This window comes from Streptomyces sp. NPDC096176, from assembly GCF_044763255.1.
GTDB lineage: Bacteria > Actinomycetota > Actinomycetes > Streptomycetales > Streptomycetaceae > Streptomyces.
Map to the genome: position 1 here is coordinate 485,569 of NZ_JBIWFV010000002.1, position 23,739 is coordinate 509,307.

The 23,739-nt window shown below is 68.9% G+C and carries 23 protein-coding genes and 8 pseudogenes; 15 read left to right on the plus strand and 16 right to left on the minus strand.

What is annotated here, in order from left to right; all coding sequences use genetic code 11:
* Nucleotides 1–167: 167 nt before the first annotated feature.
* A complete protein-coding gene (locus ACIQ7Q_RS07410; RefSeq protein ID WP_403857465.1) occupies nt 168–695 on the minus strand; it encodes a nitroreductase family deazaflavin-dependent oxidoreductase in 528 nt (175 codons plus the stop codon).
* Nucleotides 696–940: 245 nt separating this feature from the next.
* Here ACIQ7Q_RS07410 and ACIQ7Q_RS07415 point away from each other — a divergent pair, with 245 nt between their 5' ends.
* On the plus strand, nt 941–1,942 hold the full coding sequence (locus ACIQ7Q_RS07415; RefSeq protein WP_403857999.1) for a PP2C family protein-serine/threonine phosphatase: 1,002 nt from the start codon (nt 941–943) through the stop codon (nt 1,940–1,942).
* Nucleotides 1,943–2,010: 68 nt separating this feature from the next.
* Nucleotides 2,011–2,538, plus strand: coding sequence for a MarR family winged helix-turn-helix transcriptional regulator (locus tag ACIQ7Q_RS07420; protein WP_403857468.1), 528 nt, complete (start codon nt 2,011–2,013; stop codon nt 2,536–2,538).
* 510 nt (nt 2,539–3,048) lie between these two features.
* Here the strand turns inward: ACIQ7Q_RS07420 and ACIQ7Q_RS07425 are convergent.
* The 5 genes and pseudogenes from ACIQ7Q_RS07425 to ACIQ7Q_RS07445 all read right to left on the minus strand — a co-directional run.
* Nucleotides 3,049–3,456 (minus strand): PRC-barrel domain-containing protein, encoded by a 408-nt coding sequence (locus ACIQ7Q_RS07425; RefSeq protein WP_403857471.1) that lies wholly within the window; start codon nt 3,454–3,456, stop codon nt 3,049–3,051.
* A gap of 29 nt (nt 3,457–3,485) precedes the next feature.
* Nucleotides 3,486–4,022 carry a PRC-barrel domain-containing protein gene (locus ACIQ7Q_RS07430; protein WP_403857474.1) on the minus strand — a complete coding sequence of 179 codons (537 nt, stop codon included), beginning with the start codon at nt 4,020–4,022 and terminating at the stop codon, nt 3,486–3,488.
* A gap of 23 nt (nt 4,023–4,045) precedes the next feature.
* On the minus strand, nt 4,046–4,189 hold the full coding sequence (locus tag ACIQ7Q_RS07435; RefSeq protein WP_403857477.1) for a hypothetical protein: 144 nt from the start codon (nt 4,187–4,189) through the stop codon (nt 4,046–4,048).
* Nucleotides 4,190–5,166: 977 nt separating this feature from the next.
* Nucleotides 5,167–6,324, minus strand: coding sequence for a site-2 protease family protein (locus tag ACIQ7Q_RS07440; RefSeq protein WP_403857480.1), 1,158 nt, complete (start codon nt 6,322–6,324; stop codon nt 5,167–5,169).
* 197 nt (nt 6,325–6,521) lie between these two features.
* A pseudogene (locus ACIQ7Q_RS07445) lies at nt 6,522–6,629 on the minus strand (serine hydrolase); the annotation flags it as partial.
* Nucleotides 6,630–6,631: 2 nt separating this feature from the next.
* Between ACIQ7Q_RS07445 and ACIQ7Q_RS07450 the strand changes: the two are divergent.
* From ACIQ7Q_RS07450 to ACIQ7Q_RS07460, 3 genes and pseudogenes are all read left to right on the plus strand, one after another.
* A pseudogene (locus ACIQ7Q_RS07450) lies at nt 6,632–6,937 on the plus strand (LacI family transcriptional regulator); the annotation flags it as partial.
* Nucleotides 6,938–7,161: 224 nt separating this feature from the next.
* A complete protein-coding gene (locus ACIQ7Q_RS07455) occupies nt 7,162–7,734 on the plus strand; it encodes a DM13 domain-containing protein (RefSeq protein ID WP_403857483.1) in 573 nt (190 codons plus the stop codon).
* A gap of 154 nt (nt 7,735–7,888) precedes the next feature.
* The gene (locus tag ACIQ7Q_RS07460; RefSeq protein ID WP_403857486.1) at nt 7,889–8,326 is read left to right on the plus strand and encodes a hypothetical protein; all 438 of its coding nucleotides are present in this window, start codon (nt 7,889–7,891) and stop codon (nt 8,324–8,326) included.
* Here ACIQ7Q_RS07460 and ACIQ7Q_RS07465 read toward each other — a convergent pair.
* Nucleotides 8,291–8,577, minus strand: a pseudogene (locus tag ACIQ7Q_RS07465) (potassium transporter TrkA); the annotation flags it as partial. The gene ACIQ7Q_RS07460 and the pseudogene ACIQ7Q_RS07465 overlap by 36 nt on opposite strands.
* Nucleotides 8,578–9,015: 438 nt before the next feature.
* On the opposite strand from ACIQ7Q_RS07465, the gene ACIQ7Q_RS07470 reads away from it, so the two are divergent.
* Nucleotides 9,016–9,138, plus strand: coding sequence for a hypothetical protein (locus ACIQ7Q_RS07470; protein ID WP_403857489.1), 123 nt, complete (start codon nt 9,016–9,018; stop codon nt 9,136–9,138).
* A 98-nt stretch (nt 9,139–9,236) separates the two neighbouring features.
* Here the strand turns inward: ACIQ7Q_RS07470 and ACIQ7Q_RS07475 are convergent, their stop codons facing one another.
* Together ACIQ7Q_RS07475 and ACIQ7Q_RS07480 are read right to left on the minus strand one after the other, a co-directional pair.
* Nucleotides 9,237–10,661, minus strand: coding sequence for a flotillin family protein (locus ACIQ7Q_RS07475; protein WP_403857492.1), 1,425 nt, complete (start codon nt 10,659–10,661; stop codon nt 9,237–9,239).
* 54 nt (nt 10,662–10,715) lie between these two features.
* Complete coding sequence (locus ACIQ7Q_RS07480; protein ID WP_403857495.1) at nt 10,716–11,222, minus strand: hypothetical protein; 507 nt, start codon at nt 11,220–11,222, stop codon at nt 10,716–10,718.
* Nucleotides 11,223–11,498: 276 nt separating this feature from the next.
* Between ACIQ7Q_RS07480 and ACIQ7Q_RS07485 the strand changes: the two genes are divergently transcribed.
* The 6 genes and pseudogenes from ACIQ7Q_RS07485 (at nt 11,499) to ACIQ7Q_RS07510 (ending at nt 14,984) form a co-directional block, all read left to right on the plus strand.
* Entirely contained in the window at nt 11,499–11,663 is a 165-nt protein-coding gene (locus ACIQ7Q_RS07485) for a hypothetical protein (protein WP_403857498.1), read from the plus strand.
* 383 nt (nt 11,664–12,046) lie between these two features.
* A pseudogene (locus tag ACIQ7Q_RS07490) lies at nt 12,047–12,298 on the plus strand (Na+/H+ antiporter NhaA); the annotation flags it as partial.
* A gap of 36 nt (nt 12,299–12,334) precedes the next feature.
* Nucleotides 12,335–12,721, plus strand: a pseudogene (locus ACIQ7Q_RS07495) (Na+/H+ antiporter NhaA); the annotation flags it as partial.
* Nucleotides 12,722–12,983: 262 nt separating this feature from the next.
* Entirely contained in the window at nt 12,984–14,231 is a 1,248-nt protein-coding gene (locus tag ACIQ7Q_RS07500) for a cation:proton antiporter (protein ID WP_403857501.1), read from the plus strand.
* The gene (locus tag ACIQ7Q_RS07505) at nt 14,218–14,670 is read left to right on the plus strand and encodes a hypothetical protein (RefSeq protein WP_403857504.1); all 453 of its coding nucleotides are present in this window, start codon (nt 14,218–14,220) and stop codon (nt 14,668–14,670) included. The genes ACIQ7Q_RS07500 and ACIQ7Q_RS07505 overlap by 14 nt, the downstream gene beginning before the upstream one ends.
* A gap of 53 nt (nt 14,671–14,723) precedes the next feature.
* Nucleotides 14,724–14,984, plus strand: coding sequence for a hypothetical protein (locus tag ACIQ7Q_RS07510; RefSeq protein WP_403857507.1), 261 nt, complete (start codon nt 14,724–14,726; stop codon nt 14,982–14,984).
* 6 nt (nt 14,985–14,990) lie between these two features.
* Here the strand turns inward: ACIQ7Q_RS07510 and ACIQ7Q_RS07515 are convergent, their stop codons facing one another.
* On the minus strand, nt 14,991–15,134 hold the full coding sequence (locus ACIQ7Q_RS07515; protein WP_403857510.1) for a hypothetical protein: 144 nt from the start codon (nt 15,132–15,134) through the stop codon (nt 14,991–14,993).
* Between the two features lie 422 nt (nt 15,135–15,556).
* Between ACIQ7Q_RS07515 and ACIQ7Q_RS07520 the strand changes: the two genes are divergently transcribed.
* Nucleotides 15,557–15,985 carry a hypothetical protein gene (locus ACIQ7Q_RS07520; RefSeq protein ID WP_403857513.1) on the plus strand — a complete coding sequence of 143 codons (429 nt, stop codon included), beginning with the start codon at nt 15,557–15,559 and terminating at the stop codon, nt 15,983–15,985.
* Between the two features lie 10 nt (nt 15,986–15,995).
* Nucleotides 15,996–16,211: pseudogene (locus ACIQ7Q_RS07525) on the plus strand (FAD-dependent oxidoreductase); the annotation flags it as partial.
* Nucleotides 16,212–16,248: 37 nt separating this feature from the next.
* Here ACIQ7Q_RS07525 and ACIQ7Q_RS07530 read toward each other — a convergent pair.
* The 6 genes and pseudogenes from ACIQ7Q_RS07530 to ACIQ7Q_RS07555 all read right to left on the minus strand — a co-directional run.
* The gene (locus ACIQ7Q_RS07530; RefSeq protein ID WP_403857516.1) at nt 16,249–16,686 is read right to left on the minus strand and encodes a hypothetical protein; all 438 of its coding nucleotides are present in this window, start codon (nt 16,684–16,686) and stop codon (nt 16,249–16,251) included.
* 361 nt (nt 16,687–17,047) lie between these two features.
* On the minus strand, nt 17,048–18,358 hold the full coding sequence (aspS, locus tag ACIQ7Q_RS07535; RefSeq protein ID WP_403857519.1) for an aspartate--tRNA(Asn) ligase: 1,311 nt from the start codon (nt 18,356–18,358) through the stop codon (nt 17,048–17,050).
* A 671-nt stretch (nt 18,359–19,029) separates the two neighbouring features.
* The gene (locus ACIQ7Q_RS07540) at nt 19,030–19,653 is read right to left on the minus strand and encodes a nucleotidyltransferase domain-containing protein (RefSeq protein WP_403857522.1); all 624 of its coding nucleotides are present in this window, start codon (nt 19,651–19,653) and stop codon (nt 19,030–19,032) included.
* Between the two features lie 224 nt (nt 19,654–19,877).
* On the minus strand, nt 19,878–20,582 hold the full coding sequence (locus ACIQ7Q_RS07545; protein WP_403857525.1) for a nucleotidyltransferase domain-containing protein: 705 nt from the start codon (nt 20,580–20,582) through the stop codon (nt 19,878–19,880).
* A 238-nt stretch (nt 20,583–20,820) separates the two neighbouring features.
* A complete protein-coding gene (locus tag ACIQ7Q_RS07550) occupies nt 20,821–21,459 on the minus strand; it encodes a hypothetical protein (protein ID WP_403857528.1) in 639 nt (212 codons plus the stop codon).
* A gap of 272 nt (nt 21,460–21,731) precedes the next feature.
* A pseudogene (locus ACIQ7Q_RS07555) lies at nt 21,732–22,931 on the minus strand (IS1380 family transposase); the annotation flags it as partial.
* 1 nt (nt 22,932) lies between these two features.
* On the opposite strand from ACIQ7Q_RS07555, the pseudogene ACIQ7Q_RS07560 reads away from it, so the two are divergent.
* Nucleotides 22,933–23,725, plus strand: a pseudogene (locus ACIQ7Q_RS07560) (LacI family DNA-binding transcriptional regulator); the annotation flags it as partial.
* Nucleotides 23,726–23,739 lie beyond the last annotated feature (14 nt).

The window sequence follows — 23,739 nt, forward strand, 5'->3', positions numbered from 1 at the left end:
CGCTGATGGAGCCGTCCGGGGTCGGTCTGGCCCTGGTGGCACTCACTGCGGTCGCAGCCGTCCGCTCTTACCGACTGGCCCCCGGAGGCGGTAGGCACTTCGGCGGACGGCGGCAGGCCGTCCTGAACTGTCGGCGCCGTTGCTATGACCGCGCTACCGTCAGGTGTTCAACGCCCACAGCCGACGGGGGCGTTCGACCATGCCGGGGCGGACTCCAGCCGCACGAAGGGGATCTGCTCCCCGGCCTTGCGGAAGCTCTCCGAGGTTCCGTCGATGGTGAAGCCCATGTAGGCGCAGAGCTGTGCGGCCGTGTGCGGACGGAGCGCGGCGTACCGCGCCATGATCCGGGCCCCCTCCTCCGCGGGGAGGAAGCGCGCGGTGACGGCGTGATAACGCCTGCCGACCTGGATCGTGGCCTGCGGGGTGTGGCGCAGATTCTGGTACCAGTGGGCCCGTGTGCCGAATCCTGAGGCGACCGTCCAGGCACCGGCCTGCGGATCGTGCTCCACGACCTCGATGACCACCTTGCGGGTCACGCCCGACAAGCGTCCCGTATGGATGAGCAACAGCAGCCTCCTGCCGAACAGCGGCCCCAGCCCGATCCGGTACATGTGGACCGGAAGCCGGGCGATGCAACGCTTCCAGCCGGTCGGAGGCTTCGTTCTCCGGTTCCGTGCGTCGGTCGGGGATGTCATGGCTCGGCCTGCTCCTCAGCGATGGGCTCGTGGTCGGCTGCGGTTCGATAACGGGATGGCGTTCCCGATGCTTCGACTGTGAAAGTTTTGCATAGGCTAAACCTTGTGGTCTGCGACGCGGTGCCGGGCCACCGGTGGGGTGCCCTTGGACACCGCCTTGCACACTGCGGAGGTCCGTCTTGGCCGAAGCAACACAGGAGTCGCCGCGGTACTCGCTCCTTCTCTCGGTGCTGCCGTTCTCGGTCATGGCGATCGTGGCCGTGGTGGACGTCACCGCGGGCCCCTCGGTCGGGTTCCTCCCTCTGGTCGCCCTTGGCCCCGCCTTCGCGGGACTGGTCGGCGGCTGGCGGCGCACGGCGTTGATCGGCGGGCTCTCCCTGGTCCTCTGCCTTGGGCTCGGGCTGTACGACGGGCTGTTCGCCCATCGCCGCGGCTACACCGCACTGGCCTCGGTGGCGGGCGTGACCGCAGCCGGCCTCCTCGCTGCGGTGATGCGGCAGCGGCGCGAGGCAGAGCTGGCCAGTGTCCGCTCGATCGCCGAGGTCGCTCAGCGGGTGCTGCTGCGGCCCGTGCCGCGTAGCGCCGGCCATCTGCGGGTGGTCGTCTCTTACACCTCTGCGGTCGCAGAGGCCAGGATCGGCGGCGATCTGTACGAGGTCGTCGCATCGCCCGGCGGCGTCCGGGTCATCGTGGGCGACGTCCAGGGCAAGGGCCTGGAGGCGGTCGAGACCGCGGCCCTCGTCCTCGGCGCCTTCAGGGAGGCCGCGTACGATGAACGTGACCTGCGCAGCGTGGGCGCACGGCTCGAACGGGTCGCCGACCGGGAGCTCCAGGGCGAGAAGTTCGTCACGGCCGTACTGGCCGAGGTACGCGACGACCAGAGCGTCATCCTGATCAACTACGGCCATCCGGCACCAGTGATCGTGCGCCCCAACGGCGGCGTGAGATTCGCCGAGCCGCCCCAGTACGCGCTGCCGCTCGGCCTCGGGATACACGGCACCACCGGATCCGAGCCGTACCAGGCGGATTTCAGGCCTGGCGACCAGCTCCTGCTGTACACCGACGGAGTCACCGAGGCCCGGGATGGCAAGGGCTGCTTCTATCCGCTCGGTGACCGGGCTGTGCTGCTCAAGCATCCGGACCCCGAGACGGCACTCGAGACTCTGCGCATGGATCTCGTCCGGCACGTGGAGGGGCCACTCCACGATGACGCGGCCATGCTCCTGCTCCGCTACCACGAGCGGTGAGGCGAAGATCTCCTCCCAAGAACCGGGCGCAGTCAGGGGGAGTTGTCGCGACGCGATAGAAAGAGGGCATGGCCGAGAGCGCGAAGCCCCCGCAGGGTATGGACGACGTCGACGCGGTGACCCGCGCGGTACTCACCGCGTCCCGGTTGCTGGTCGCCATCTCCGCACGCTCCCTGGCCGCCGTCGAGGACCGGGTGACACTGCCCCAGTTCCGACTGCTCGTCGTGTTGTCCACGCACGGCTCGGCCAAGCTGGTCGTGCTCGCCGAGCGGCTCGGTGTCAAGCCCTCGACCGCGATGCGCATGGTCGACCGGCTGATCGCGGCCGACCTCGCCGACCGGCAGATCAACCCCGACAACCGGCGCGAAACCGTGCTGCAGTTGACACCGGAAGGCCGCAGGCTCGTCGAAGACGTCACCGCCAGGCGCCGCCAGGAGATCGCGTCAATCGTGGCCCGCCTCAAGCCCGGACCGCGTGCAGCCCTGATCGACGCCCTGACCGCGTTCAACGAGGCGGGGGGCGAACCGGACGCCATGGTCGGGGACAGCGGAATCCATCCGCTGGGCTGGGCGGATGTGCCCTCTCAGCAGGAGTGACGGCTGGTTGACGCGACATGATGGCTCTTTGCCGAAGGGCGGCAGAGAGTGCAGGTGCGAGATGGCCGAGCACCTGGACGTACGCGGCTGAGGTTCGGCCCATCGGGTGGGCAGAACGTCAGTGAAGCTGCCACACCAGGCCGCGATGCGGGTGCTCCGGCCCTGGTACTGGGAAGGACGGCCGTGGTTGACGGCCCGCTCGGGCCTTCAACGAGGGGTGAGCCACTGGGCTCGGTGCGACAAGCGGGGTCGGCGTGAATGCCGGGCTCATCGCCGGGACAGCAACACGCACCATGTGCGCCGGTCTCTGGGCTGCTTTGCCGTGGGTCATCGCCCACAGCCTGCACAAGCACGTGCGCCCACCAGTCAACGCGACGCCGGTGAATGGCCGGGGACTGGCCACCAGGCGCCCATGGGGAACCTGTCACGGCCAGGGAATTGTCACGGCGTCACCGGTCTTGCGGCGTCGTCCCGAGATTCTTGGCCGACATGAGCAGGCGCCTGAATTGCTCAGTTTGCTCCGACGACGAGCGCGAAGATGCCGGTACCGAGGATCTGGTCACCGCTGATCTCCGCCTCTGTGCTGACCAGCCGACGGATCCGGCCAGTCCTTTCGTCGAAGTCGATGTCCGCGAGCGTGCCCAAGCCGTCGCCGCCCTCGGTCAGCACGGGCTTCCCGAGGGGTTCACGGCTCTTGTGGGCCGGGTCTGCGGGGTCGATGTCCTTCTCGGCCCGCAAATTCTCGGCAGAGCGGATGGTGACTGCGTCGGCCCCGAAGGCCAGGACGTTGTCCCAGGGCAGCACATAGCCACCCCGGCCTCTGGTCTTGAGCCGAAAGCCCGCGATGCGAGCTGGGGAGGCGGTTATCGTGCACGCTGCGAGCGTGCCCACGGTTTCGGCGCCGGAGACACTGACCACGCTCCGGCTCCGGACGTCACTGAACAGCATCACTTCTCCTGGGCGAGTCGATTGCGCAGGCACTCGACGGAGGCAGGCAGGCCTGCGAGATCACCGGCAGTGAACTCGACGGTGGCCCTCGGTACCACGACCATCTCCCCGGAGGCGGGCAACGGCCTGATCACAGGCAGGAGCAGCATTCGGCCCTTCTCCGCGGCGGAGTCGATCTCGTAGCCGATGACCCGTGCCGTCTCCCCGGTCTCGATGACCACGTCCGTGATCCGTCCGAGATCCGTGCCGTCCTCGGTCATCATCCGCGCCCCCAGCACATCCCCTCCACCCCGTGCCGCCGCCTCGCGTACGGCAGCGGCGTCCTCCTCCAGCGCCGACTCGTCGCGGATCATCACGGCGTCCGGTCCCAGCGCGTGCACGTTCTGCCACAGCAGCACGCGTTTGAGCGGCCCGGCGAGCATTCCCCGGCCGCTGAGCGTGAAGCAGCGGATGGTGCCGCGATCGATGTCGAGCACGACGTCCTTGATCTGAGCGATGTCCTCGCCGTCCAAGGTGACCACGGGCTTGTTTCTCATCTCACTGGCACGAAGACAGCCGGTCATGACAGCTTGCCCTTGCCGCGGCGGGGAGCGCCGCCGGCGATCACTCCGCCCCTACGGCGCCGAGCCTGTATGGCCAGTGCCGAGAAGGCGAACAGGGCGAGCACGGCGAGCACCAGTACAAGCCAGACCCACCATTCCATGGACCACACCTCCGAGGTTCGGGCAGAACCCGATCGGACCCCTCTCCTCCGGATTCTGCCCGGTCGCGGGAACCTCGAACGCGCGACGACGCCCGTCGCGCACGGAGCGGCCATGGCTCCGGGGCAGACATCACCGGTTGTCGGTGGTCGCGATTGCCGCGTGAGATGGAGACGAGCCCGTATCAGGCCCAAGCCACACTCGCGAGGGCGCAGGGCCGTCGGAACCCGGGCTGACGACGGAAGAGGAGGCGGCTGTGCACGATCACCACACGACCGGCGCGGTGGTGGTGTGAGCAGCTGACACCGAGGGGCAGGGACTGCTCGTCCGCCACCCCGCCGAAGAGGCGGTTCGCCGCGGGACGGCCCTGCGCATCCGACAGTGCGACCTTCCAGGAAGGCGAAGCAGCAGTGACCCCGAAGTAAGCCGACCCGGGGCGATGGGCCGGCGGACGCATCGTGCCGTTCCCAAACCTGGAACTCTCCTTTGCACTGTGCAATGCTCCTCGGTGAGGAGGGCCCGGCGTTCGGTCGGCCGCCGCCCGGGAGCTCGGCGCTGGCACGGTGACGTGCTCGACGCGAAAGACCGGCCCACCCCGGAGCCCTCCTCACCAGAGCGACACCGCCCCTCACGCCCGCACTCCGGCCGCCCACCAGACCCACGGGCGCCCCTCTTGGCGCCAGCGGTCCGGCCAGACTTGACGCAGCGGCAGGAAGCCCACAGCCAGCATGCCCGGCTATCGCGGAGAGGGTCAGCGCGGGTGAGCATCGGGGTCCAGCGGCCGTCGTAGCGCAGGTTCGCCTTCCGGAAGCCCTGGTCTTCGGGTTGCTGGCGGGCGCCGAGCGGGCCGGTTCCACTGCCGTGCCCTTGCGTAGGACGACTTCCTCGATGAGCGGCTACTTGATCACGCCGCCATGCTCGCCGCCGCAGCCGGTGATCCCGGCGGAGCCGCGCCCCACCGGTTGACGACCACCCGGGTTCATCCGTTGTCCGCGTTGTTGTTCGGACCGCTGTGCGTACCGCGAAGTGAGTGGCGCTGGACGAGCCGGCCGATGTCGCGTCCGGTGATGATGCCCACCAGGAGTTGACCGTCGGTGACGAGGATCCGTATGCCGCTCCTGCTCGGGCGGGCCCTTTCGAGGACGTCTTCCAGCAGGTCGTCCGGCGCGCAGGTGGTGCATTGCGAGAGCGGGGTCGCCAGGTCGCGTGCTCGCAGTTCCCTGCGCTGTGTCATGGGGATCCTCGCGAATTGCGCCAGGTCGACCAGGCCGCTGGGGCGGCCTTCGAAGTCGGTCAGGGGCAGGGCGGAATGGCGGGCCGACATCGCGACGTCCTCGACGCAGCGTTCCACGGTGAGCCAGTCGGGGCAGGTCTCCACGGGGCTGGACATGACGTCGGCCGCTCGTACGCCGTGCAGGGCTGTGGCCATGCCGGCCTGCCGTCGTTCCGCGTTGGCGACGATGAGGACGAAGAAGCCGATGACCGTCAGCCACAGACCGCCCAGTGCGCCGCGCAGGACGGAGAGCCAGCCGCCGGCGATCAGTAGGAAGCCGAGTACCTGCCCACTGCGTGCGGCTGCGCGTTCGGCCCGGTCCCGGTCTCCGGTACGCCACCAGATCACCGACTGCACCACACGCCCTCCGTCGAGCGGCGCGGCGGGCAGCAGATTGAACACTCCCAGCAAGAAGTTCACCCCTGCCAGCCACACCAGGACGGCCGCCGGCACCGCCCAGCCGAACAGCGCGTTCAGCCCCACACCTGCACCGAGCGCCGCTGCCCCGACGACAAGGCTGGTGAGCGGCCCGCCGACGGCTACCAGGAAGGCAGCGCCGGCCGTGCGCGGCTTGCCCATCTGCGTCATCCCGCCCAGCGCCCAGAGCGTGACGTCCTGCACAGGGATGTCCTTCCTCCGGGCGATGATCGCGTGCGCGGCCTCATGAGCCAGCAGGCTTCCGATGAGCAGCAGGGCCCCCACCAGGCCGGCGACTGTATATGTGGCGTTCGACCGGTCCGGAAGCCAGACGGGAAGCGTCTGACTTCCCAGGCTGTATCCGAAGAGGACCACGAGCAGGGGCACGGTCCAGTGGACGCGCAGCGGCACGCCGAGAACGCGTCCGATCCGTACCGATCCGTTCATCGCCGTCTCCCATGGCTGAAGCCGGCGGTCCTCCGCCTGAGCCACAGGCCCTCGGGGCGCTCCCGGTGATCGGATCAGTGCGGTGTCCGCCTACTCACAGTGTTGCTCGCCGGGCCGGTGCGTGTGGCGGTGAACACCTACCACTTCAGCGGAGGCCCTGCGCCGAGCTGGTCCTCATCGGCGCGGCAGCCGCCCAGGCCGAAGGCGGCCTGCGTCGGGGCGAGCATGTGGCGGAGGAAGCGGCTGAGGTCGCCGAGAGTGGAGAAGGTACCGGCGATACCGCAGGTGCCGCCGAGAAGGCGGGCGCCGCAATGCGAGCCAACGGGCCGACGCCTGCTGGCTCCCCATCGCCACGGGCCTCACACCGCACGGCCTGCGTCACTCCCGCCGAACCCTCGTGGAGGACCTCGGCACGGAGAAGGTCCTCATGGACGACCGGATGGGCCACCTCGACGGGTCCGTGTCGGCCCGATACACACACGTGACTCCCGGCATGCGCCGCCGCCTCCTCGCCGGCCTGACCGACCAGTGGGAGACGGCCCTCGACGCCCGCCGCGTCATGGGCCCGCGCTCGCCGGTGCGCGTGTTGGACCGTCTCCTCGCCACGCGATGAGGTCGAGGGCCGTAACAGGGGACGGTCGCCCCTAACGGGCCGCGAACCATGCCGTCTTACCCTCCTGTTCAAGCATCGTGCGGTGCCGTCGTGCCCAGACCTGGAGGCCGGCCGGAGGGCGTACGGATGAAGGTAAGACTTTTGTCATCCGTCGAGGAGTGGCCGACCGCGCGTCCGGCATCGTTCAATGTCGGGGACAGGCGAAGACCCGGGAGGGAATGATCATGAGGCAGGGCGGCAGACGGCGTGGGCTGTTGCTGGCGGGCGGGCTGATAGTGGTGATCGTCCTCGCGGGCGTCGGGCTCTACTGGTTCCAGCCGTGGAAGCTGTGGCAGAACGAGACGGTCGAAGAAGCACTTCCGAGCGTGGCTCCGACCTCGGCAGGGCCGGAGCCGACGACGTCCGGGCAGCCGTCCACCTCCATGTCCCCGTATCCGACGGAGGAGGGGCCGCGGACGGTCTCTCAGGGCTCCTTGATCAGCCACGAGCACGCGACCACCGGGACGGTGAAGCTCATCCGGCTGGCCGACGGTTCGCACACGGTGCGCCTGGAGAACCTGGACACCAGCAATGGTCCCGACCTGCGCGTCTGGCTGACCGACGCCCCCGTCAAGGATGGCAAGTCGGGCTGGCACGTCTTCGATGACGGGAAGTACGTCAGCCTGGGCAAGCTGAAGGGCAACAAGGGAGACCAGAACTACGCCGTCCCCGCGGACACCGACCTGACCGGCCTCACCAGCGTCGCCATCTGGTGCGACCGCTTCGACGTCTCCTTCGGCGCCGCCGAACTGGCGTAGGCGAGCCGTGGCCTTGGCCAATCGCCGGCATGGGGTGAGTTGGCGGTCGACAGCAGCTGGCGGGCAGGTTCGCATCGTGATCCGGGCGATGTCCAGCCGAGCTGGTACCGCGGGCCCGCGGGTGCGACGGTAGCCGGACTTCGCTCTCTACTCGATGCCGAGGCCCGTCATGTCCGGTCTGCCGTTCTTCGCCCCCTGGCTGGTCCTGGCTTCCGCGCTCTGGGCGTTGCTGCCGTGCCTCTTCCCCCGGCAGCGGCGGAGGGGCATCGTCGTCGCTGTCTCGCACCTCATCGGGACGTTGCTGATCACACAGCCCTGGGCCGAGAACTGGTACTGGGATGTCGGGTGGTGGCTGATCTTCGTCTTCGGGCAGGGCACCCTTGTCGCGCTGGGGCGGTTGGCCTTCGAACTCAGCCCGCTCCGAGCACGTCGCCACCGCGGGGCGCTTCACGCCCCGGATGGCGACGCGGTGCTGGTCCGGTCCGAGCTGTGCGCCGGGAGCGCGCCCCACAGCTCCCGGTCCGAGGACATGCCCCCGCGTCCCGCTGACTACGTCTCAGGAGCCATGCCCTGCGGGCTGTCTCCCCAGTAGCTCGGCGAGGCCGCGGCGGGTGGCGGCGATGACGACGCGGTCCTCCGGGCGTAGGACGTAGCCGGGGTGGAGGTCCCACAGGAGTTGTGGCTGTTCGCCGTCGTGGTGGGTGGAGGCGAGGTCGGGGCGGCGGGCGGCGGGGGAGGCCGTGTCGAGGGCGAGGACGCGCCAGGCTCCTGGGTGGAACGCTTCCGAGACGGTACGGCCCTCGACTGGGGGTGTCCGGCGACGAGGAGGGCCGCGAACAGCACGATGATCTCGCCCCGCCAGATCGTGCCCGCGACGTGATCACCCGGCCGCACCTGCTCCAGGAACTCGCCGACGCCGCTGAACGTCACCTCTCCGGCGGCCTCGTCGGGGCCGGAGACCTCCATCTGGGGTGTCACCGCGCCTCCGCCGGTCGCGATGAGGCCGTAGATCACCAGCATGCTCCGCTGGCCCTGCTTGCTGAGCGCCTCGTACTGACCTCTGGTGACATCGACCCTCGGACGCTCCGAGTCGGAGGTGTCGACCGCGTAGTAGCGACCCTGGACGGTGTCGGTCGCCTGGAGGCCCGAGTCCTCCGAGAACGCCCGGGTGAGCAAGAGGGCTCCGGCCGGGCCGAGTCCGACGAGCAGGGCGTGCACGCGGCGCGGCAGGGCCTTCAGGGCACGCCACTGGTTCACCTTGCTGCTCGCGAAGCCCCTGGCGTGGAACTCGAGCGCGATACTGCGGAAGATCGTCGTGGCGTGGAGCGGGAAGAGCAGCGCGAAGCCGACACCGAGCAGGATCCCCTCGTGCCCGAGGGGCGGGAGGTGTGGACGGCCGTGTAGGCGGCTGCGGACAATGCCACTGTGGTCAGAGACAGTTGCGGGCCCGCATGCACCTCGAAGCTTCTTCTCACGCCGTCCCCCCCCGTCGGGCTCCTGTCTCAGTCGGTGATCTCGACCGGTGCGCTCGGGGCGGCCGGGACCGGCGCGGCCTCCGGCTTCGCCCGGGTGATGCCCTGGAGGAGGGCGGCGAGGTCGATTCCGGTGGTGGAGGAGAGGAGTTCCATGCCCTGGGCGACGTTGTCGGTGACCGTACGGGTCAACTGGCTCGCCCCGTCGGTGGAGATGACGGTCATCTTGTCCACTGCTGCGAGCGGCTCGGACGCCTTCGCGACGACCTGGGGCAGGACCTCGACGAGCATCTGCAGGACGGCCGCGTCGCCGTACTGGGCGAAGGCGTCGGCCTTCTTCCGCATGGCCTCGGCCTCCGCGGAGCCCTTGGCCCCGATCGCCGCGGCCTCCGCCTCGCCTTCGATGCGTACGGCGTCGGCGAGCGCTGCGCGGTGGGCTTTCTCGCCCTCACCGGTCAGGCGGGAGCGCTGGGCGTCGGCCTCGGCCTCCTTGACCAGGGCGATGCGGCGGGCCTCGGCCTCCTGCTCGGCCTGGTAGCGGGCCGCGTCCGCTGGCTTACGGACCTGGGTGTCGAGCTGGCGGTCGGTCAGTGCGGCCTGCCGCTCGGCGACCTTCTCCTGCTCGGCGAGGATCTGCTGCTGGCGGTCGGCCTCGGCGAGCGGACCGGCGGCGTTGGCCTGGGCGGCGGCCTCGTCCGTCTGGGCCTTGATCTCGGCTTGCTTCAGGTAGAGGGTCCGCTGCGCGATCGCGATCTCTTCCTCGGCCTTCAGCCTGGCCTGTTCGGCAGCGCGACGGGCGACGGCCTCGGCGATGTCCGCCTCCTGCTTGGCGCGGGCGGCCTCCGGACGGCCGAGGTCCTCCAGGTAGGAGCCTTCGGTGGTGATGTCCTGGATCTGGAAGGCGTCGAGGACGAGCCCCTGGCCGGACAGGCTGGCCTCGGCCTCTTCGGCGACCTGGCCGGCGAACGCGGCCCGGTCCCGGATGATGTCCTCGACCGACATGCGACCGACGATGGATCGCAGGGCGCCGGAGAGAACCTCCTGCGTGAAGCCGACGATGCCGTCCTGCTGCATCAGGAACCGCTGGGCGGCGGCCCTGATCGAGTCCTCGGTGCCGCCGACCTTGACGATCGCGACGCCCTCCAGGTTCGCCTTCACCCCGCGCAGCGTGACGGCCCCGCGCACCGCGACGGGGATGTGCCGGCTGGACAGGTCGAGGGTGAACTTCTGCTGCACGAAGGGCACGACGAACACACCACCGCCGACCACGACCTTCTGGCCGCTGTTGTCGGTGAAGACGCGTCCGGTGGCCGGATCGGTGGCCTGCTTGCCCCGCCGGCCGGTGATGATGAACGCCTCGCTGGGCCCGGCGACCTTGTAGCGCGTGATGACCACGAGACCGAGGAGAACGACGAGTAGGACGATGCCCACCACAGCGGTGAGTACAGGGCTCATGACGCGTATCCCTTGAGAGTGGAGCGGAAGAATCAGATCAGGTGGAGGGAGCGGTCAGCGCTCGACGGGCCGCACGGCGACCGAGGTCGGTGAGAGCACCGACTCGACCCATACCTCAGCGCCTCGCGGAACCGGGCCGGACGCCTTCGCCGCGTACTTCACCGGCTGGCCGCCCAGGTACAGCAGGACCTCGCCGTACCCGTCCGCCGGGATCGCCGTCACCACGGCACCCGACGTGCCCGCCAGGTCTTCGCCCCTCGGCGCGGGCGCGGCCCCGTCGTGCATCAGCGCCCGGCTGAACTTCCCTGTCAGCCAGGCCACGACGACCCCCGCGGCCACGCCCGCACCGGTAGCGACCCCCGCCCCCGTACCGGTGACGCCCATCGTGATGGCTCCCGTGAATCCGAGCGCCGACACGAACCCGGCGATCACCGGCAACGACAGAAACCCGTCCAGTCCCCCGCCGAGTCCGTCGAGGACCCCCTCCAACACCCCGTCGAAGACCAGGCTCAGGACGAGCAGCACAAGTCCGACGATGCCGAGACCGAGAAACCAAGCCATATCCATGTCCCCTCGGTTCGTACCCGCGGACGCGGTGCCATTTCCGCCGTCGAGGGATGCTCCCACCGAACCGCACAGGAGTTCACTGCCGGAGTCCGGCAGTCTTTACGCGCTCTTGATGCCGCTAACACGCGCCCAGCGCCTCCGACACGACCTGGACGACGCGATCCATCGCCTCGTCCAGGATCAGGTACCCGGCGTCGTCGACCACGTGGAGCTCGGCACGAGCAGGTGTCCTGCGGCACGACTCAGCGGAGCAGAGGGCAGAAGGGTGTCGTGCGCTCCCACGATCACGAAACACGGAGACGCCCGCGCGGACCAGACGACGGACCGGGCGAGGACTTCACCTATGCGACCGCCGAGACGGTCGTCGAGAAGGGCGACATCATCGTCGTCACCGGAAGGACCCATGCGGTGGAGGCGTTCACCGAACTTCCCTAGCCGGTGAGTAGGATCGTGCGCCGGCGAGCCGGGAAGTCTGGTCGGCACAGGTCCCGCCTGCCCCTGGAGCTCCCGGCCATGCCGCTCACCCTGCTGTTCCTCGCCCTCTTCGCGCTTGCCTTCCTGTTGTTCAACATCACTCTGTGCGTACGGGCCTGGAGGCTCACCCAGCTCCCCCTGTGGCGCCGGGCGCTGCCGACTCTGCTGTTGTGCGGCGCGCTGGCGGCGAGCATCAGCCGCGCCTGGGGCATCACCTCGGTCGCGGAGGCCGTCGCGTTCCCGCTGAACGCCGCCACCGCCCTGCTCGGCATGTTCGAGCTTGACCGGCACCGCCGTCGGACCCGCGCGGGGACGCCTGAAGCGCCGGCTGACTCGTCCTTCTCGCCGCCGCCGTCGTCGCGTTGGTGTGGGCGAACAGCCCATGGAGCGAGGTGTACGAGTCCGTCCGGGACTTCCACTTCGGCATCCCCGCCCTGGGCCCGGACCTGTCGGTCGGGCACTGGACGGCCGACGGCCTCCTCGCGGTCTTCTTCCTGGTGGCGGGCATCGAGCTGAAGCGCGAACTCGTCGTCGGTGAACTGCGCACTCCCGCCACCGCCGCGCTTCCCGTCATCGCCACCTGGGCACTGATGTAGAACTCCGGCGTCCACGCCACCGTCGCCGACGTCGCCATGGGCCTCATCCTCCGTACCACCCGCGACAAGGGCGAGAAGGCATCGCCAGGGGCACGCGTCTCCCACCTCGCCCACTCGTTCTCGGCCGGTGTCGCCGTCCCTCTCTTCGCGCTCTTCGCCGCCGGCGTCACCGTCTCGGGCCCCGCCCTGACCCGAGTGTTTCACCGATCCCGAACCCCTCGACGTCGTCGTCGGCCTCATCGTCGGCACGATGCTCGGCATCTTCCTCGGCGCCTACCTTGCCGCGCGCTTCACCAAGGGACGATCAATCCCGACCTCGCCTGGGCCGACGTGTTCGGGCTCGCCAGCCTGGCCGGGATCGGCTTCACCGTCCCCCTCCTCATCGGAGAACTCGCGTTCCCCGACCCAGCCACAGCCGAACACATCAAGGCCGCCGTCCTCGTCGGCTCCCTGATCGCCGCCGCTCTCGCGGGCGTCCTCCTGCGCCGCCGCAACCGCGTCTGCAAGCGCCTGTACGAGGAAGAGGAGCGCACGGAAATCGGCAACCAAGAGGGCGGCCGGGTGCGCGTCAGGGACCTGTCAATGTGGCATGAGAACCGTGTAAGGTCCGTGGCGGAGTGCCGGGAAGCCTGGTCGGCAAACAAGGGACACGTGTCTTCTTTCTGCCGATCGGGGGACTTCCGCCATGGTGCTCGTCGCCGTTTTCGGGGCCGCGCTGCTCGTCGCGGTCCTGCTGTCCGGGCTCGCCGCCCGCACCGTGCTGTCCACCTCACTGCTCTTCCTGCTCGGCGGGGCGCTGGTCAGCGACGGGGTCCTGGGACTGATCCACATCTCGCCCGAGAGCGAGATCGTGTCGGTCACCGCCGACCTCGCCCTCTTCGCGGTGCTGTTCACCGACGGCATGCACGTCTCCTTCGCCAAGCTGCGGGCCCATTGGCGTAACCCTGCACGGGCCCTCGGCCTCGGCATGCCGCTCGCCTGTGTGGGCATGGCGCTGATCACGCACTACCTTGTCGGACTGGACTGGACGACGTCGTTCCTGGTCGGGGCGGTGCTGGCACCGACCGACCCCGTCTTCGCGTCGGCGATCGTGGGCCGCAAGGAGGTTCCCGCCCGGCTGCGCGAGCTGCTGAACGTCGAGAGCGGGATCAATGACGGTCTGGCTCTGCCCGTGGTGCTGATCCTCATCGCCGCAGCCGGGCCGACCGCCGGCCATGCGGAGGCGTCCTTCGGAAAGATCGCACTGGAGCTCGGCCTCGGCCTGCTCTTCGGTGTGCTGCTCCCGCTGCTCGTCAACGGTCTCGCACGGTTCCGGCTGCTGGGAGCGGAGCCCAAGCTCCAGCCGCTGCTGCCTCTGGCGACCGGCGTGATTCTGTACTCCGTCTGCCACCTGACGCACGCCAACCCGTACCTGGCGGCATTCTCCGCGGGTGCCGTGCTGGCTGCCGTGTCGCCGGAGTCTCAGCAGGCGTTCGAGCCGCTGGGGGAGTCGCTGGCGGAGCTCGCCAAGTTCGCCGCCCTGCTCGTGTTCGGCGCGCTGCTCACCCCGCAGCTCTTCGGCGATCTGTCCATCGGCGGGTACGTGGCGGTGGTCCTGGCGATCGTGCTCATCCGGCCCGCGTCGCTGCTGATCTCGCTTTGGGGGACGCGGATCGACCGCCGGGAGAAGCTGGTCGCGGCCTGGTTCGGTCCGAAGGGCTTCGCCTCGGTCGTCTACGGCCTGCTCGTGCTCCAGGCCGGGATCCCGCAGGGCAAGGAGGCGTACACCCTCATCGCCGTCTGCATCGCCTTCTCGATCATCGCCCACAGCAGCACCGATGTACCCATCGCCCGCCTCTTCCACGTCGACGACATCGTCGAGGCCGGCGGCGAGCGGACACCGGCTCGCTCGGAGGCCGCCGCCGGGGAAGCGGGTGCCAGTGCGCGCACGTGACCTCGCCCGGCGGTGCGCCGCACTGTCCGCCGACGAGTCGGTGCTCCGTGCCGTCGAGATGCTGGCCGACGAGGGCGCGGCGGCGATCGTGGTGGTGACCGGGGAGGGGCACCCCTTCGCGATCCTGGAAGGCCATCACATCCTGGCCGGAACCCTGCCCGAGGCGGTGCGCGACGACCACCTGCGGGCCAGCGTCGTGACCGACCGCCTCGATCACGAAGTACGCGCGCACATGACCACGTTGACGGTCGCAGACGTGTTGCCCCGGCGCCGTGCCGCCCTCGCGATCGTCAGCCCTCATGCCTCGCTGCTGCAGATGTCCGCCGTCATGGCCAGGACCGGCAGCCCCGTCGTCGCGGTCGTCCAGTACGACGGCGACGACCGCCCGCGCCTGCTGGGGACGGTCACTGCCGCCACGGTGCTCGCGCACTTCCGTTGACGGCCTCGGCGCCCGACCGCCTACTTCGGCACCCGACCACCTGGGAGCAGCTTGTGAACAACGACGACGAGCCCGTTTTCAAGAGGAGCACGTGGGGGACGAACCGCTACTACTACAACCCGAACAATCCCGTCGGTCTCTTCCTGATCATCGCCAGCGTGGTCTTCGCCATCGTGATGATGGTGATGATGGAGTACCGCGTGGGGCCCTTCGCACCCCCCTCCACTCCCACCTGGAGCCCGCCCGCGTACGACGAGTGGACCAACTCGCCGCGACCTCAGACCTCGAACCCTCCGTCCTCCGCGCAGCCGTGAGGCGCGTCAGATGTCTGTGGCTTCCAGCCGGACGAACGGGATCTGCTCACCCGCCGCCCGGTAGGCGCTCTCGCTGCCGTCGACCGGGAATCCCATGTAGCGGCAGAGGGCGCGTGCGGCCCGCGGGTGCCGGCGGGCGTACTCGGTCATGATCCGACCTCTAAACGTAAGGGCGAGGAAGCGACTGGTCGACCGGCTGCTCGGTCCCGCCGAGTACGGGGGCTCCCTTCCGCTGTGGCTGGTGACCGAGGGGTTTGTGGGTGCGGGCTTGATCGTGAGCGCCGGAGTCGTGCCCGTTCTCGCCGGAATACCCTCGTCCCAGATCGTGGGCGCAGTCGCTGTGGCTGCGGCCGCCGTCGCGCTGTACCTTCTGATCACCCGGGCGGCCACGCGTTCGTCGCAGGGGTCGCGGTCATCGGCGCCCTGCTCGCCTCTGGTGTTTCGGGTGTCGCAGCGGAGGCGGTGCTGACGGGGGGCGGGACGCAGGCCGTGACAATGACTTCGCCCACACCCGTGGAGCCGCCCGCGACCTGATCACCAGCCGAGACGACGGCCGGGAGGAGCCTCGCTGGATGTACTTCCTCACCGACAACCACCTGGACTGCCAGGCCGGTTACGGCCTCATCCAGATGGGCCGCGCCCAGCTCAAGGCGGACGGCGGCACAAGGGCGCGGCGCTTTCTCGCCCAAGGGGCGGAGATGCTCCGGACTGGGGCGTACGACGTGCCGCGCGGCGACCCCAGCCAGCGCAGGGCCATGTTCGAAGGGGCCTGGCTGGCCTTGGGCCACAGCGCCCATGGTGACCTGGAGGCCGCCTGCGAGGTCGGCCAGATCGTCGCTGACCGCCTCGACGTCGTGCGCTCGCCTCGCAGCGCGGCCCTGCTCCACCAGCTCGCGGCAGACCTGCGCCGCCGACAGCGCAACTCCCATGTGCACAGCTTCCTGCCGGTCCTGGAGCATGCCCTCGCCGAACATGCCCCCTCGACGCCACCTGGCCGTTAGGGTCGGGATCATGACCGCAGGGGAGCGCGTTGTCGTCGTCGGGGCTGGGGTGGCAGGGCTCACCACCGCCGTCGTTCTCGCCGAGGCCGGAGCCTCGGTGCACGTGATCGCCGAGCAGGTGCCGGGCGTCACGTCGCTGGCGGCCGGGGCGATGTGGGGGCCCTACTTGGTCGAGCCGAAGGATAAGGTCGACCAGTGGGGGCAGCGGTCCCTGGAGATCTCCAGGTTCTACTGGCCTGACGTGAGCTGACCGGGTACGCGTTTCAGATCGCCTGTTCGTCTCGTAGGCGTTGATTCTTTTCTTCGAGGGCAGCGATGCGCCGTTCCAGCTCCGCTCGGCTGGACTTCCTCGGCGCCGATGGTGTCGCAGTTTGGGAATTCGGAGGTTCGCCAGCGAGGCCGATCGGCTCGAACGCAACGATCCTTGACGGGCCTTTGCGGCATTCAGGGCACTTCGTAGAGCGGGGCGGCTTGTCGTTCTCCGCGTGACACGAGGTCATGACGATGTGCCCGCAGTAGAGCCGCACACGCCACGGCATGATTCTGTGGGGTGGCGTCTTGGACGACTGGATGAGCTTCCATACCTTCGTGAGCTGCTCGTGGTGAGCGGCCGTCAACTCGGGGTCCGCGTAGACCTCTTTCAGGTGTCTGTCGACCTCCTCGTGTGCGGCTTGCTGGATGCCCTCCAGATCCTTTGCCACCGGTGATCGCGCCGGGTGAGCTCGTACGCCTCAAGCGGCACGCCACGGCTCGTGTACTGGACATCGCGCATGCGAGGCACGGTAGCCCCAGAGAACTAACTGGCATGGCTTGGGACCGTTCTTGCTCGTTTGGCTGGCATGACGGGCTTGGGCTGATCAGCTGGCGTGTGGTTCGCATACAGAAACGGAGCGGATCGTCACGCACTGCGCCGCGCTCAACCGTCGGAGCTACCGACGGCCTCTGTGGTGCTGACGAGGTGTACGCCTTGGGACGCTTTCCTGAGCCGACCTGGTTGCCCCTGATCGCGTCCCACGGCCACGAGGCGCTGGCCCCGGGCCGTGGGACGCGACCGGCGGCCGGTTACGGGGTGAGCCGGTTGGGGCCGCGGAAGAGGAAGGTCGCCTCGCGGATCGAGTCCAGGCCGAGCATCACCATCAGCACCCGCCCGAGTCCCATGCCGAGCCCGCCGTGCGGCGGGCACCCGTATCGGAACGCGTTCAGGTAGTCCTGCAGTGGCTCGGGGCTCATGCCCTTCTCGGCGGCCTGCTTCAGCAGCACGTCGTACCGGTGCTCACGCTGGGCACCTGTGGTGACCTCCAAGCCCTTCCACAGCAGGTCGAAGCTCAAGGTCACGCTCGGGTCGTGAGCTGGCCGCATGTGGTAGAAGGGCCGGATGCCGACCGGGTAGTGCGTGATGAACACGAACTCGTGCCCGGTGGCCTCCTTGATGTGTGCCGAGATACTCCGCTCGCCCTCCGGGTCCAGGTCCTCCTTGACCCCCTCCGGGTCCCAGCCGCCCTTGCGCAGGATCTCGTGCGCCTCGGCCATGGTGATGCGCGGAAAGGGGGTCGTGGGGACGGTGACCTCGACGCCGAAGTGCTCGGCGATCGCCTCGCCGTGCGCGTCGGCGACCTTGGAGATCGCGTGGGCGAGCATCTGCTCCTCGAACGCCATCACGTCCTCGACACTGTCGATCCAGGCCAGCTCCACGTCGACGCCGGTGAACTCGGTGGCGTGCCGTGAGGTGAACGACGGCTCGGCACGGAAGACCGGGCCGATCTCGAAGACCTTGTCGATGCCGGCCGAGATCGCCATCTGTTTGTAGAACTGCGGCGATTGCGCGAGGTAGGCGCTGCGGTCGAAGTAATGGGGCTTGAAGACCTCTGCGCCGGACTCCGAGGCGGTGCCCATGAGCTTGGGGGTGTGCATCTCGGTGGCGTCCTGCGCGTAGGCGTACTCGCGCATCCCCTGTTCCAGGGTGGTCTGCACGGCGAACTTCAGCTGGGTGGCAGGACGGCGGCGTACGTCGAGGAACCGCCAGTCCAGTCGCTGCTCCAGGCCGGTGTGCTCGTCGATGGGCAGCGGCGTGGCGGCCAGGTTCAGGACCTCGACCGTCTCGGGGACGATCTCCAGGCCGCCGAGCTTCACCTGGGCGGCGTCGACGACGCGGCCGGTGATACGGACGGCGGACTCGGGGGTGAGAGCTTCGAGCTGGGCTTCCAGGGGTCCGTCGTTGCGCTTATGGGTCACCTGCGCCATGCCGGTGCTGTCCCGCACAATGACGAACTGCATCTTGCGCTGCAGGCGGAGAGTGTTCACCCACCCGCAGACGGAAACGGTTTTGCCGACGTGTTCTCGCAGGTCGGAGACGTGTACGCGGCTGTGGATCATTTCGGTCCTCCGAAGGACGTCGTCATGACCCCTTGGGAGTGCGGGCGAGAAGGGCAACTCGCGGTGCCACCGCACTTTCGCCGCCACCAGGTGGCGACCTCGTTCAGGCCCGGTGACGGGGGCCGGCCGGCGGGGCATTGGACCACTAGGCGGGGTCGTTCCTCCCCGCGCTCAGGAGGGTCTTCACCTCGGGACGCGATACCGCCTTCACAGCTACCGGCGGCTCTCTCGGCTCGCGTGATCCCTGGCTACTCGTCTCCGTCAACGCGTTGCCCGGAAGGATAGGTAGAGCGCGACCGCGCCTGCAATCCAGTAGAGCTACACGGCCGCCTCACGCAGGGACTCGCAGGCCGGGATCAGCCTGCCCCTGGCCTCGCGGGCCATTGCCGCCGAGGCGTGAGCTCACAGCGCCCGGTGGCCGGCGGGCGGGCACGGACGGGACGGAAACGAGAACCAGACAACTTCTCGACGCTCACCCGGCGAGGGACGACGAGGACGCCACCAACGTCGAGTCGTTCGGCTCGGGCGCCCCGTCGCACGATTCGGCCGACGGCTGGGCCAGCCACCTCCGCAGCCAGGGGCCCGTTCTTCAGCGAGCTGCTGGTTGTGGAGGTTACATCTCTCACCATGACTCGGTCCCCGGGAGCCCCGACTCTACGACGTCCCGCTTCTCACGTTCGGCTGGCCGGCAGAAGCCGAGTTCGCCAGGGGTGGTCTGGCGCGACTACCTGGATCGCGTCCGCCAGCCAGGCGCGTTGCGGCGCGTTCAGCAGCGGCAGCACCGCTTCGAAGTCGGTCTCGTCCTTGGCCCGGGTGGCCTTCGCCTTGTAGAAGAGCTGCACCTCGGGCGCCAGGTAGGGAGTCCCGGTCGGGCTCGTCCGCCCCAACCGCTCGATAGGAAGCTGGATCTGCGGGGCGCGCCGCGAGACCCATTGGTCGCCCTCAGCCTCGTCCAGCATGAGCTGCACCGACCAGGGTGCCACTGGCGTGCGCCGACACCAGATGTCGTGAAGCGGTGGGGGCAGCGCCTCCCCGGAACGCCACGGTCGTAGCTGTCCCTGGCCGGGTGGGTCCGCTACGTACAGGTCCCAGCCGGCCAGGAGGTTACGGGCGAGGGCTTGGTCGCGGCGGAGGACCAGGACGTCCACATCGGCGTGCGGACGCAGCTCACGACCGACCGCGAGCTCGATCGCGTATCCGCCGGCGATCCACCAGGGGAAGGCCGCCTTGGCGAACACCTTGGCGACTTCTTCGGGGCTGTCCGGCACCCAGCGCCCCAATTCGTCAGCACTCACGTGTCCATGCTCTCAGTAACCTGGATCTGGATCTGGATCTGGAGCGGGAAGGCCGAGGCGAGCCGACAGCGTCCGGGGACCTGCCAGGATGCGGCGTCGGGCATGTGTGCCGTCGATCGGCGGACACTGCCGCGCTGCCGTGACCTGCGCTGGAGCCCTGGGAGCAGACGTGCGTGACGCACGACGGCTCCCTAACCCGGCCTCGCGCCCGACGGCAAACTCCTTCATGGAGTTCCACCGCGCTTGTAGCTGGCCCAGAACCGGCCGCCGACCTGCGCCAGCACCTCGTCCACGACGGCCACGAGGGGCTCTGTCCGCCCCTCCAGTACCTCACGTAGGCCATGGTGCAGGCGCATGCTGAGTCCCGGTGCCGTGGTCTCCAGACGGCGTGCCAGCCACTTTCCGCCTCCACCCCAGGACCCGCCGATGGTCAATGCCAACTCTCCGGTTCGTCGCACCAGTTCGGTGGCGATGAACAACCGCTCGTTCTGGTCGGTGCTCCCCGCGAGGTCGTCGAGCAGGTCGGTGATCGCGTAGCGGCAGTCGTCGATCTCTTCAGCCGACGCCATGGGTGGCCCCGCAGCGGTCAGCTTCCGGGCCTCAGCGGCGAGGTGCGCCCCGACTCCATCGGTGTCGAAGAGCAGCAGCCCGTCGGCACACATCCAGAGCAGCGGTGACCGGCGCTTGCGTAATTCCCGCTCGACGTACGAGTGCCACGTCGCTTCGGTATGCACGAACAGTTCCACCGGCCAGTCGTCGGTCCGGAGGCTCGCCCTGTACGGGGCTGGGGCTCCGTGGAGCAGTACCACGATGTCGAGGTCCGACATCGCCGTGCGGCGGCTCGTCACGACGCTGCCCCCGAGGAACGCAGCCCGGGCGTCAGGGTGGTGTTCCTCTACAACGGCACGCGCAGCGTCAATCGCATCCATGGAGCAACTATCAGCACTCTGCACACCATGCGCACCGGGGTTTCTGTGGGGGACGGCAGTGCTGTCTCTCGACCTGCCCCCTGAGGCTGGCCGTACAGAGTGGCAGGCTGGGGGTGGACTGTGCGTGCGCGGCGCTTCAGACGACAAAGGGGAGGGCCCGTGCCCCGGTTGTCCTTTGTCAGCGAAGTCAGTCGCTTGGATTTCGTTGACCTGCGTCCACTGCATTGCTGGCAAGCGATCACGTGGGGTCGTCGTGAGTATCTTCTGCTCTTATCGGGCTGGCGTTCGGCACGGTCCGACGGACTCTGCGGACTCCGTCATCCTGAAGACTGCGTCGGGCTGCGGTGATGAAGGTGGCATGCGCGTTATCCACTGCGTCCCACAACTCCCGCCGGGTCAGACGCGGTGTCACGTCCTCTGGGGGGTCAGCACGTCGTCCACGTAGGTCGCTTCCGAGACACTTGGTGATCTCCCCGATGGCGTCCAACGCCTCCACCCCTGCATTGACGACGCTGATGGTGCCTTCCACTGCGACTCTGGACCAGGTTCGGTGAAGCTCGCGTTCTTGGCGCCTGACTTCTTCGCGTACTTCTGCCAGTTCGTCGGCGTCCGCTGGCATACGGGTCCCGAGCCAGTGATCGTGGAGATACTCCAGCAGCACGTCGATGCCGTTGACGAACTCGGCGTAGTGGTGGCTGCGCGGCTCACGTCGCTGTTCTAAACCCTGGGCCCTGATCTGGAGCCTGATCTGCTCGACCTGCGCTTCGAGCTGCGCCTTGTGGCTCTGTTTTGTCCAGTAGGCACCGATGAGGGCCGGAATGCCCACGAGCACCCCGCCTGATATCGATCCGATCACCGCAGGCCATGCTGAGTTCATGCCGGAAGTCTGCCGGATCTTGTGACAGTCGATCAGGTGAATGGGGCGGTACGGCCAGCACCCCAGCCGGTACAGGCACGCAGAGCCTCCCAGCGTGTTCAACTCACATGACTAGCCTCGCCGTTTCGGTTGGGTCGATGAGGCGTCGTGGGGGGGGGGGGGGGACTGCCGGGTGGCCGACGCGATTTCGGTGTTCAGACATGGTGGAGACCCGGCGCGGTGGTCGGGTTCTCCAGGGTCCTTCGGGTCGCGGGCGGTCAGGGGTTTGCCGGTCAGCCGGCGGGACGGGGCAGTGCTGCGAGGCGATGGAAGGCCGTGGCCAGTTCGTTTCTCCAGGGCCAGGTCGCCGATATCCGCAAGCGCAGGCGTCGGCCGCCGCGGGTGAGGCGGGCGGCGACGTGCAGCAGCCGGTAGCGGAGCTTCTTCGGCTCGGCAGTGGCAAGCTCCCCGTCCAGCAGCAGGACGCGCGTCCAGGCCAGCAGATCGATCGCGGCGAGGCTGAGTTCTAGCCAGACGGCGTTGACGTTGAAGTCGCGGGAGGGGAAGCGGCCGAAGCCGGTGGTCTTGCCGCACCGGACGTGGTCCTCGACCGTGGCATGCCCGCGGTAACGGACCTCCAGGAACTGGGCGGATCCTTCCCCGGAATACGGGGTGTCGGTGAGGAACACCTGATGCCGCAGGCCCTCGTCCTCGTCGAACAGGGACAGCTGGGCTCCGGGGTGCGGCCGCTCCCGGCACACGATGATGCGGGTGCCGTCCGGGTAGCCGGCCAGATCGACCACGCCGGTCAGCTCGGCCACCTCGGCGCCATCACGCAGTGTCCCGTCCTGGTCCAGGGCGGGATGCCGGAGGCGGTCGGGCATGGCCCGGACAGCGCGGCGGACCGGCTCGGTGATGGCGTATCCGACCGAGAAGACGGTACGGATTCCTCGTTCTCGCAGGTCGCGGACGTGGCCGAGGAAAGCTTTCGCGGACCCGGCACTGTCGGCGCGGACCAGGATGTCGATGCCGTGCCGGTGCGCGTCGGGGATCTGCGCGAGCGCCTGGTCGAGCACCGTGATGTGATCGGCGGCAGTGTTGGCTCCGGAGTTGCCGGGCCGCAGCCGCCCCGACACGGCCTCGCCGGTGTTGGCGAGGAAACACAGCAGCGGGTGGAAGCCGAAGCCGCCCTTATAGGTGGGTGCGGCCTGCTCTTTCTCGGAGGGGCAGGTCACCAGCGTGGCGTCGAGGTCCAGAACCAGGCCGGGAAGTTCTCGTCCGCCGACCCGCGCAGCAGGTATGCCCTCGCCGGTCTCGGCGGCCTGTATCCAGGCGACCTCCCGAGCCGAAGCGCGGGCCGAGCGCAAAGAAGCCAGTGCTCGCTCGTCAACGTCGGCGAGCAACCACCAAGCGGTGGGCGTGGAGGCGACCGAGCCGAACACTTCGTCCTGGTCCCGTAGCACGGCCAGATCCGCGATCGCATGACCGCCGTCGACAGGCGAGCTGCACCGCTGCCCGCCCAAGGACGACTCGTACCGGAACATCGACACCCCGGGGTGGTTGTCCTCTTTGGTCAGGGCCCACCTCGCAGCGACTGCGCCGCAGCCTTGCGAGTGCCACAGCCGCACGTACGTGTTCCGGGGGCACGGTTCCTCCAAGGGAGCAGCCCCCGGAACGGCGCGAAGCTCGTCGACGTAGCCCGTCGCGCCGGCGTCTCAACAGGCACGGTTTCCAACGTGCTGAACCGCCCGGGCGCTGTGGCGGAAGTGACGTGGGCCCGAGTTGAGGACGCTGTCTTGGAGCTCGGCTAAGTCCGCAGCGGTTCGTCTGGGGAGACCGCAGCACACTGGCGCCGGAACGGATTCGCCACCTGGCTGTTTCAGCCGGCCGCCACGGGCGGGTACCCGAAGAAGGCTCCGCAGGAGGCGCGACCAGTGCCCGTTCTGGCACACCCGTGGCCGGGAATCCCCGCGCGCGGCCGGAACTCCTCCGGGCGCGCCGAAGTGTGCTGGCTGCCGATCGCGAAGGGCCTCACTCCGCACGGACTCCGTCACTCCCACAAAACGGTGATGGAGGATCTTGGAACTCCGCCGAAGCTCATGGACGAGCGGATGGGCCACGAGGACGGGTCGGTACAGGCGCGCTACTCCCACATGACAACCGGGATGCGGACGCGGCTGCTCGCTGGCCTGACCGAGCAGTGGGAGGCATCGCTCGATGCCGATTGGCGATGTCTCCGCGCTCTTCCGTCGCCGCTCTCGATGCCCTGCTGAGGGCACGGGAGTAGCCATCATCGGGAGT

Bases quoted from the DNA above. Each gene is read 5' to 3' on its own strand.
- ACIQ7Q_RS07410 (WP_403857465.1), bottom strand. From the start codon at position 695: ATGACATCCCCGACCGACGCACGGAACCGGAGAACGAAGCCTCCGACC.
- ACIQ7Q_RS07415 (WP_403857999.1), top strand. From the start codon at position 941: ATGGCGATCGTGGCCGTGGTGGACGTCACCGCGGGCCCCTCGGTCGGG.
- ACIQ7Q_RS07420 (WP_403857468.1), top strand. From the start codon at position 2,011: ATGGCCGAGAGCGCGAAGCCCCCGCAGGGTATGGACGACGTCGACGCG.
- ACIQ7Q_RS07430 (WP_403857474.1), bottom strand. From the start codon at position 4,022: ATGAGAAACAAGCCCGTGGTCACCTTGGACGGCGAGGACATCGCTCAG.
- ACIQ7Q_RS07435 (WP_403857477.1), bottom strand. From the start codon at position 4,189: ATGGAATGGTGGGTCTGGCTTGTACTGGTGCTCGCCGTGCTCGCCCTG.
- ACIQ7Q_RS07440 (WP_403857480.1), bottom strand. From the start codon at position 6,324: ATGAACGGATCGGTACGGATCGGACGCGTTCTCGGCGTGCCGCTGCGC.
- ACIQ7Q_RS07455 (WP_403857483.1), top strand. From the start codon at position 7,162: ATGAGGCAGGGCGGCAGACGGCGTGGGCTGTTGCTGGCGGGCGGGCTG.
- ACIQ7Q_RS07460 (WP_403857486.1), top strand. From the start codon at position 7,889: ATGCCGAGGCCCGTCATGTCCGGTCTGCCGTTCTTCGCCCCCTGGCTG.
- ACIQ7Q_RS07475 (WP_403857492.1), bottom strand. From the start codon at position 10,661: ATGAGCCCTGTACTCACCGCTGTGGTGGGCATCGTCCTACTCGTCGTT.
- ACIQ7Q_RS07480 (WP_403857495.1), bottom strand. From the start codon at position 11,222: ATGGCTTGGTTTCTCGGTCTCGGCATCGTCGGACTTGTGCTGCTCGTC.
- ACIQ7Q_RS07500 (WP_403857501.1), top strand. From the start codon at position 12,984: ATGGTGCTCGTCGCCGTTTTCGGGGCCGCGCTGCTCGTCGCGGTCCTG.
- ACIQ7Q_RS07515 (WP_403857510.1), bottom strand. From the start codon at position 15,134: ATGACCGAGTACGCCCGCCGGCACCCGCGGGCCGCACGCGCCCTCTGC.
- ACIQ7Q_RS07520 (WP_403857513.1), top strand. From the start codon at position 15,557: ATGTACTTCCTCACCGACAACCACCTGGACTGCCAGGCCGGTTACGGC.
- aspS (WP_403857519.1), bottom strand. From the start codon at position 18,358: ATGATCCACAGCCGCGTACACGTCTCCGACCTGCGAGAACACGTCGGC.
- ACIQ7Q_RS07545 (WP_403857525.1), bottom strand. From the start codon at position 20,582: ATGGATGCGATTGACGCTGCGCGTGCCGTTGTAGAGGAACACCACCCT.
- ACIQ7Q_RS07550 (WP_403857528.1), bottom strand. From the start codon at position 21,459: ATGAACTCAGCATGGCCTGCGGTGATCGGATCGATATCAGGCGGGGTG.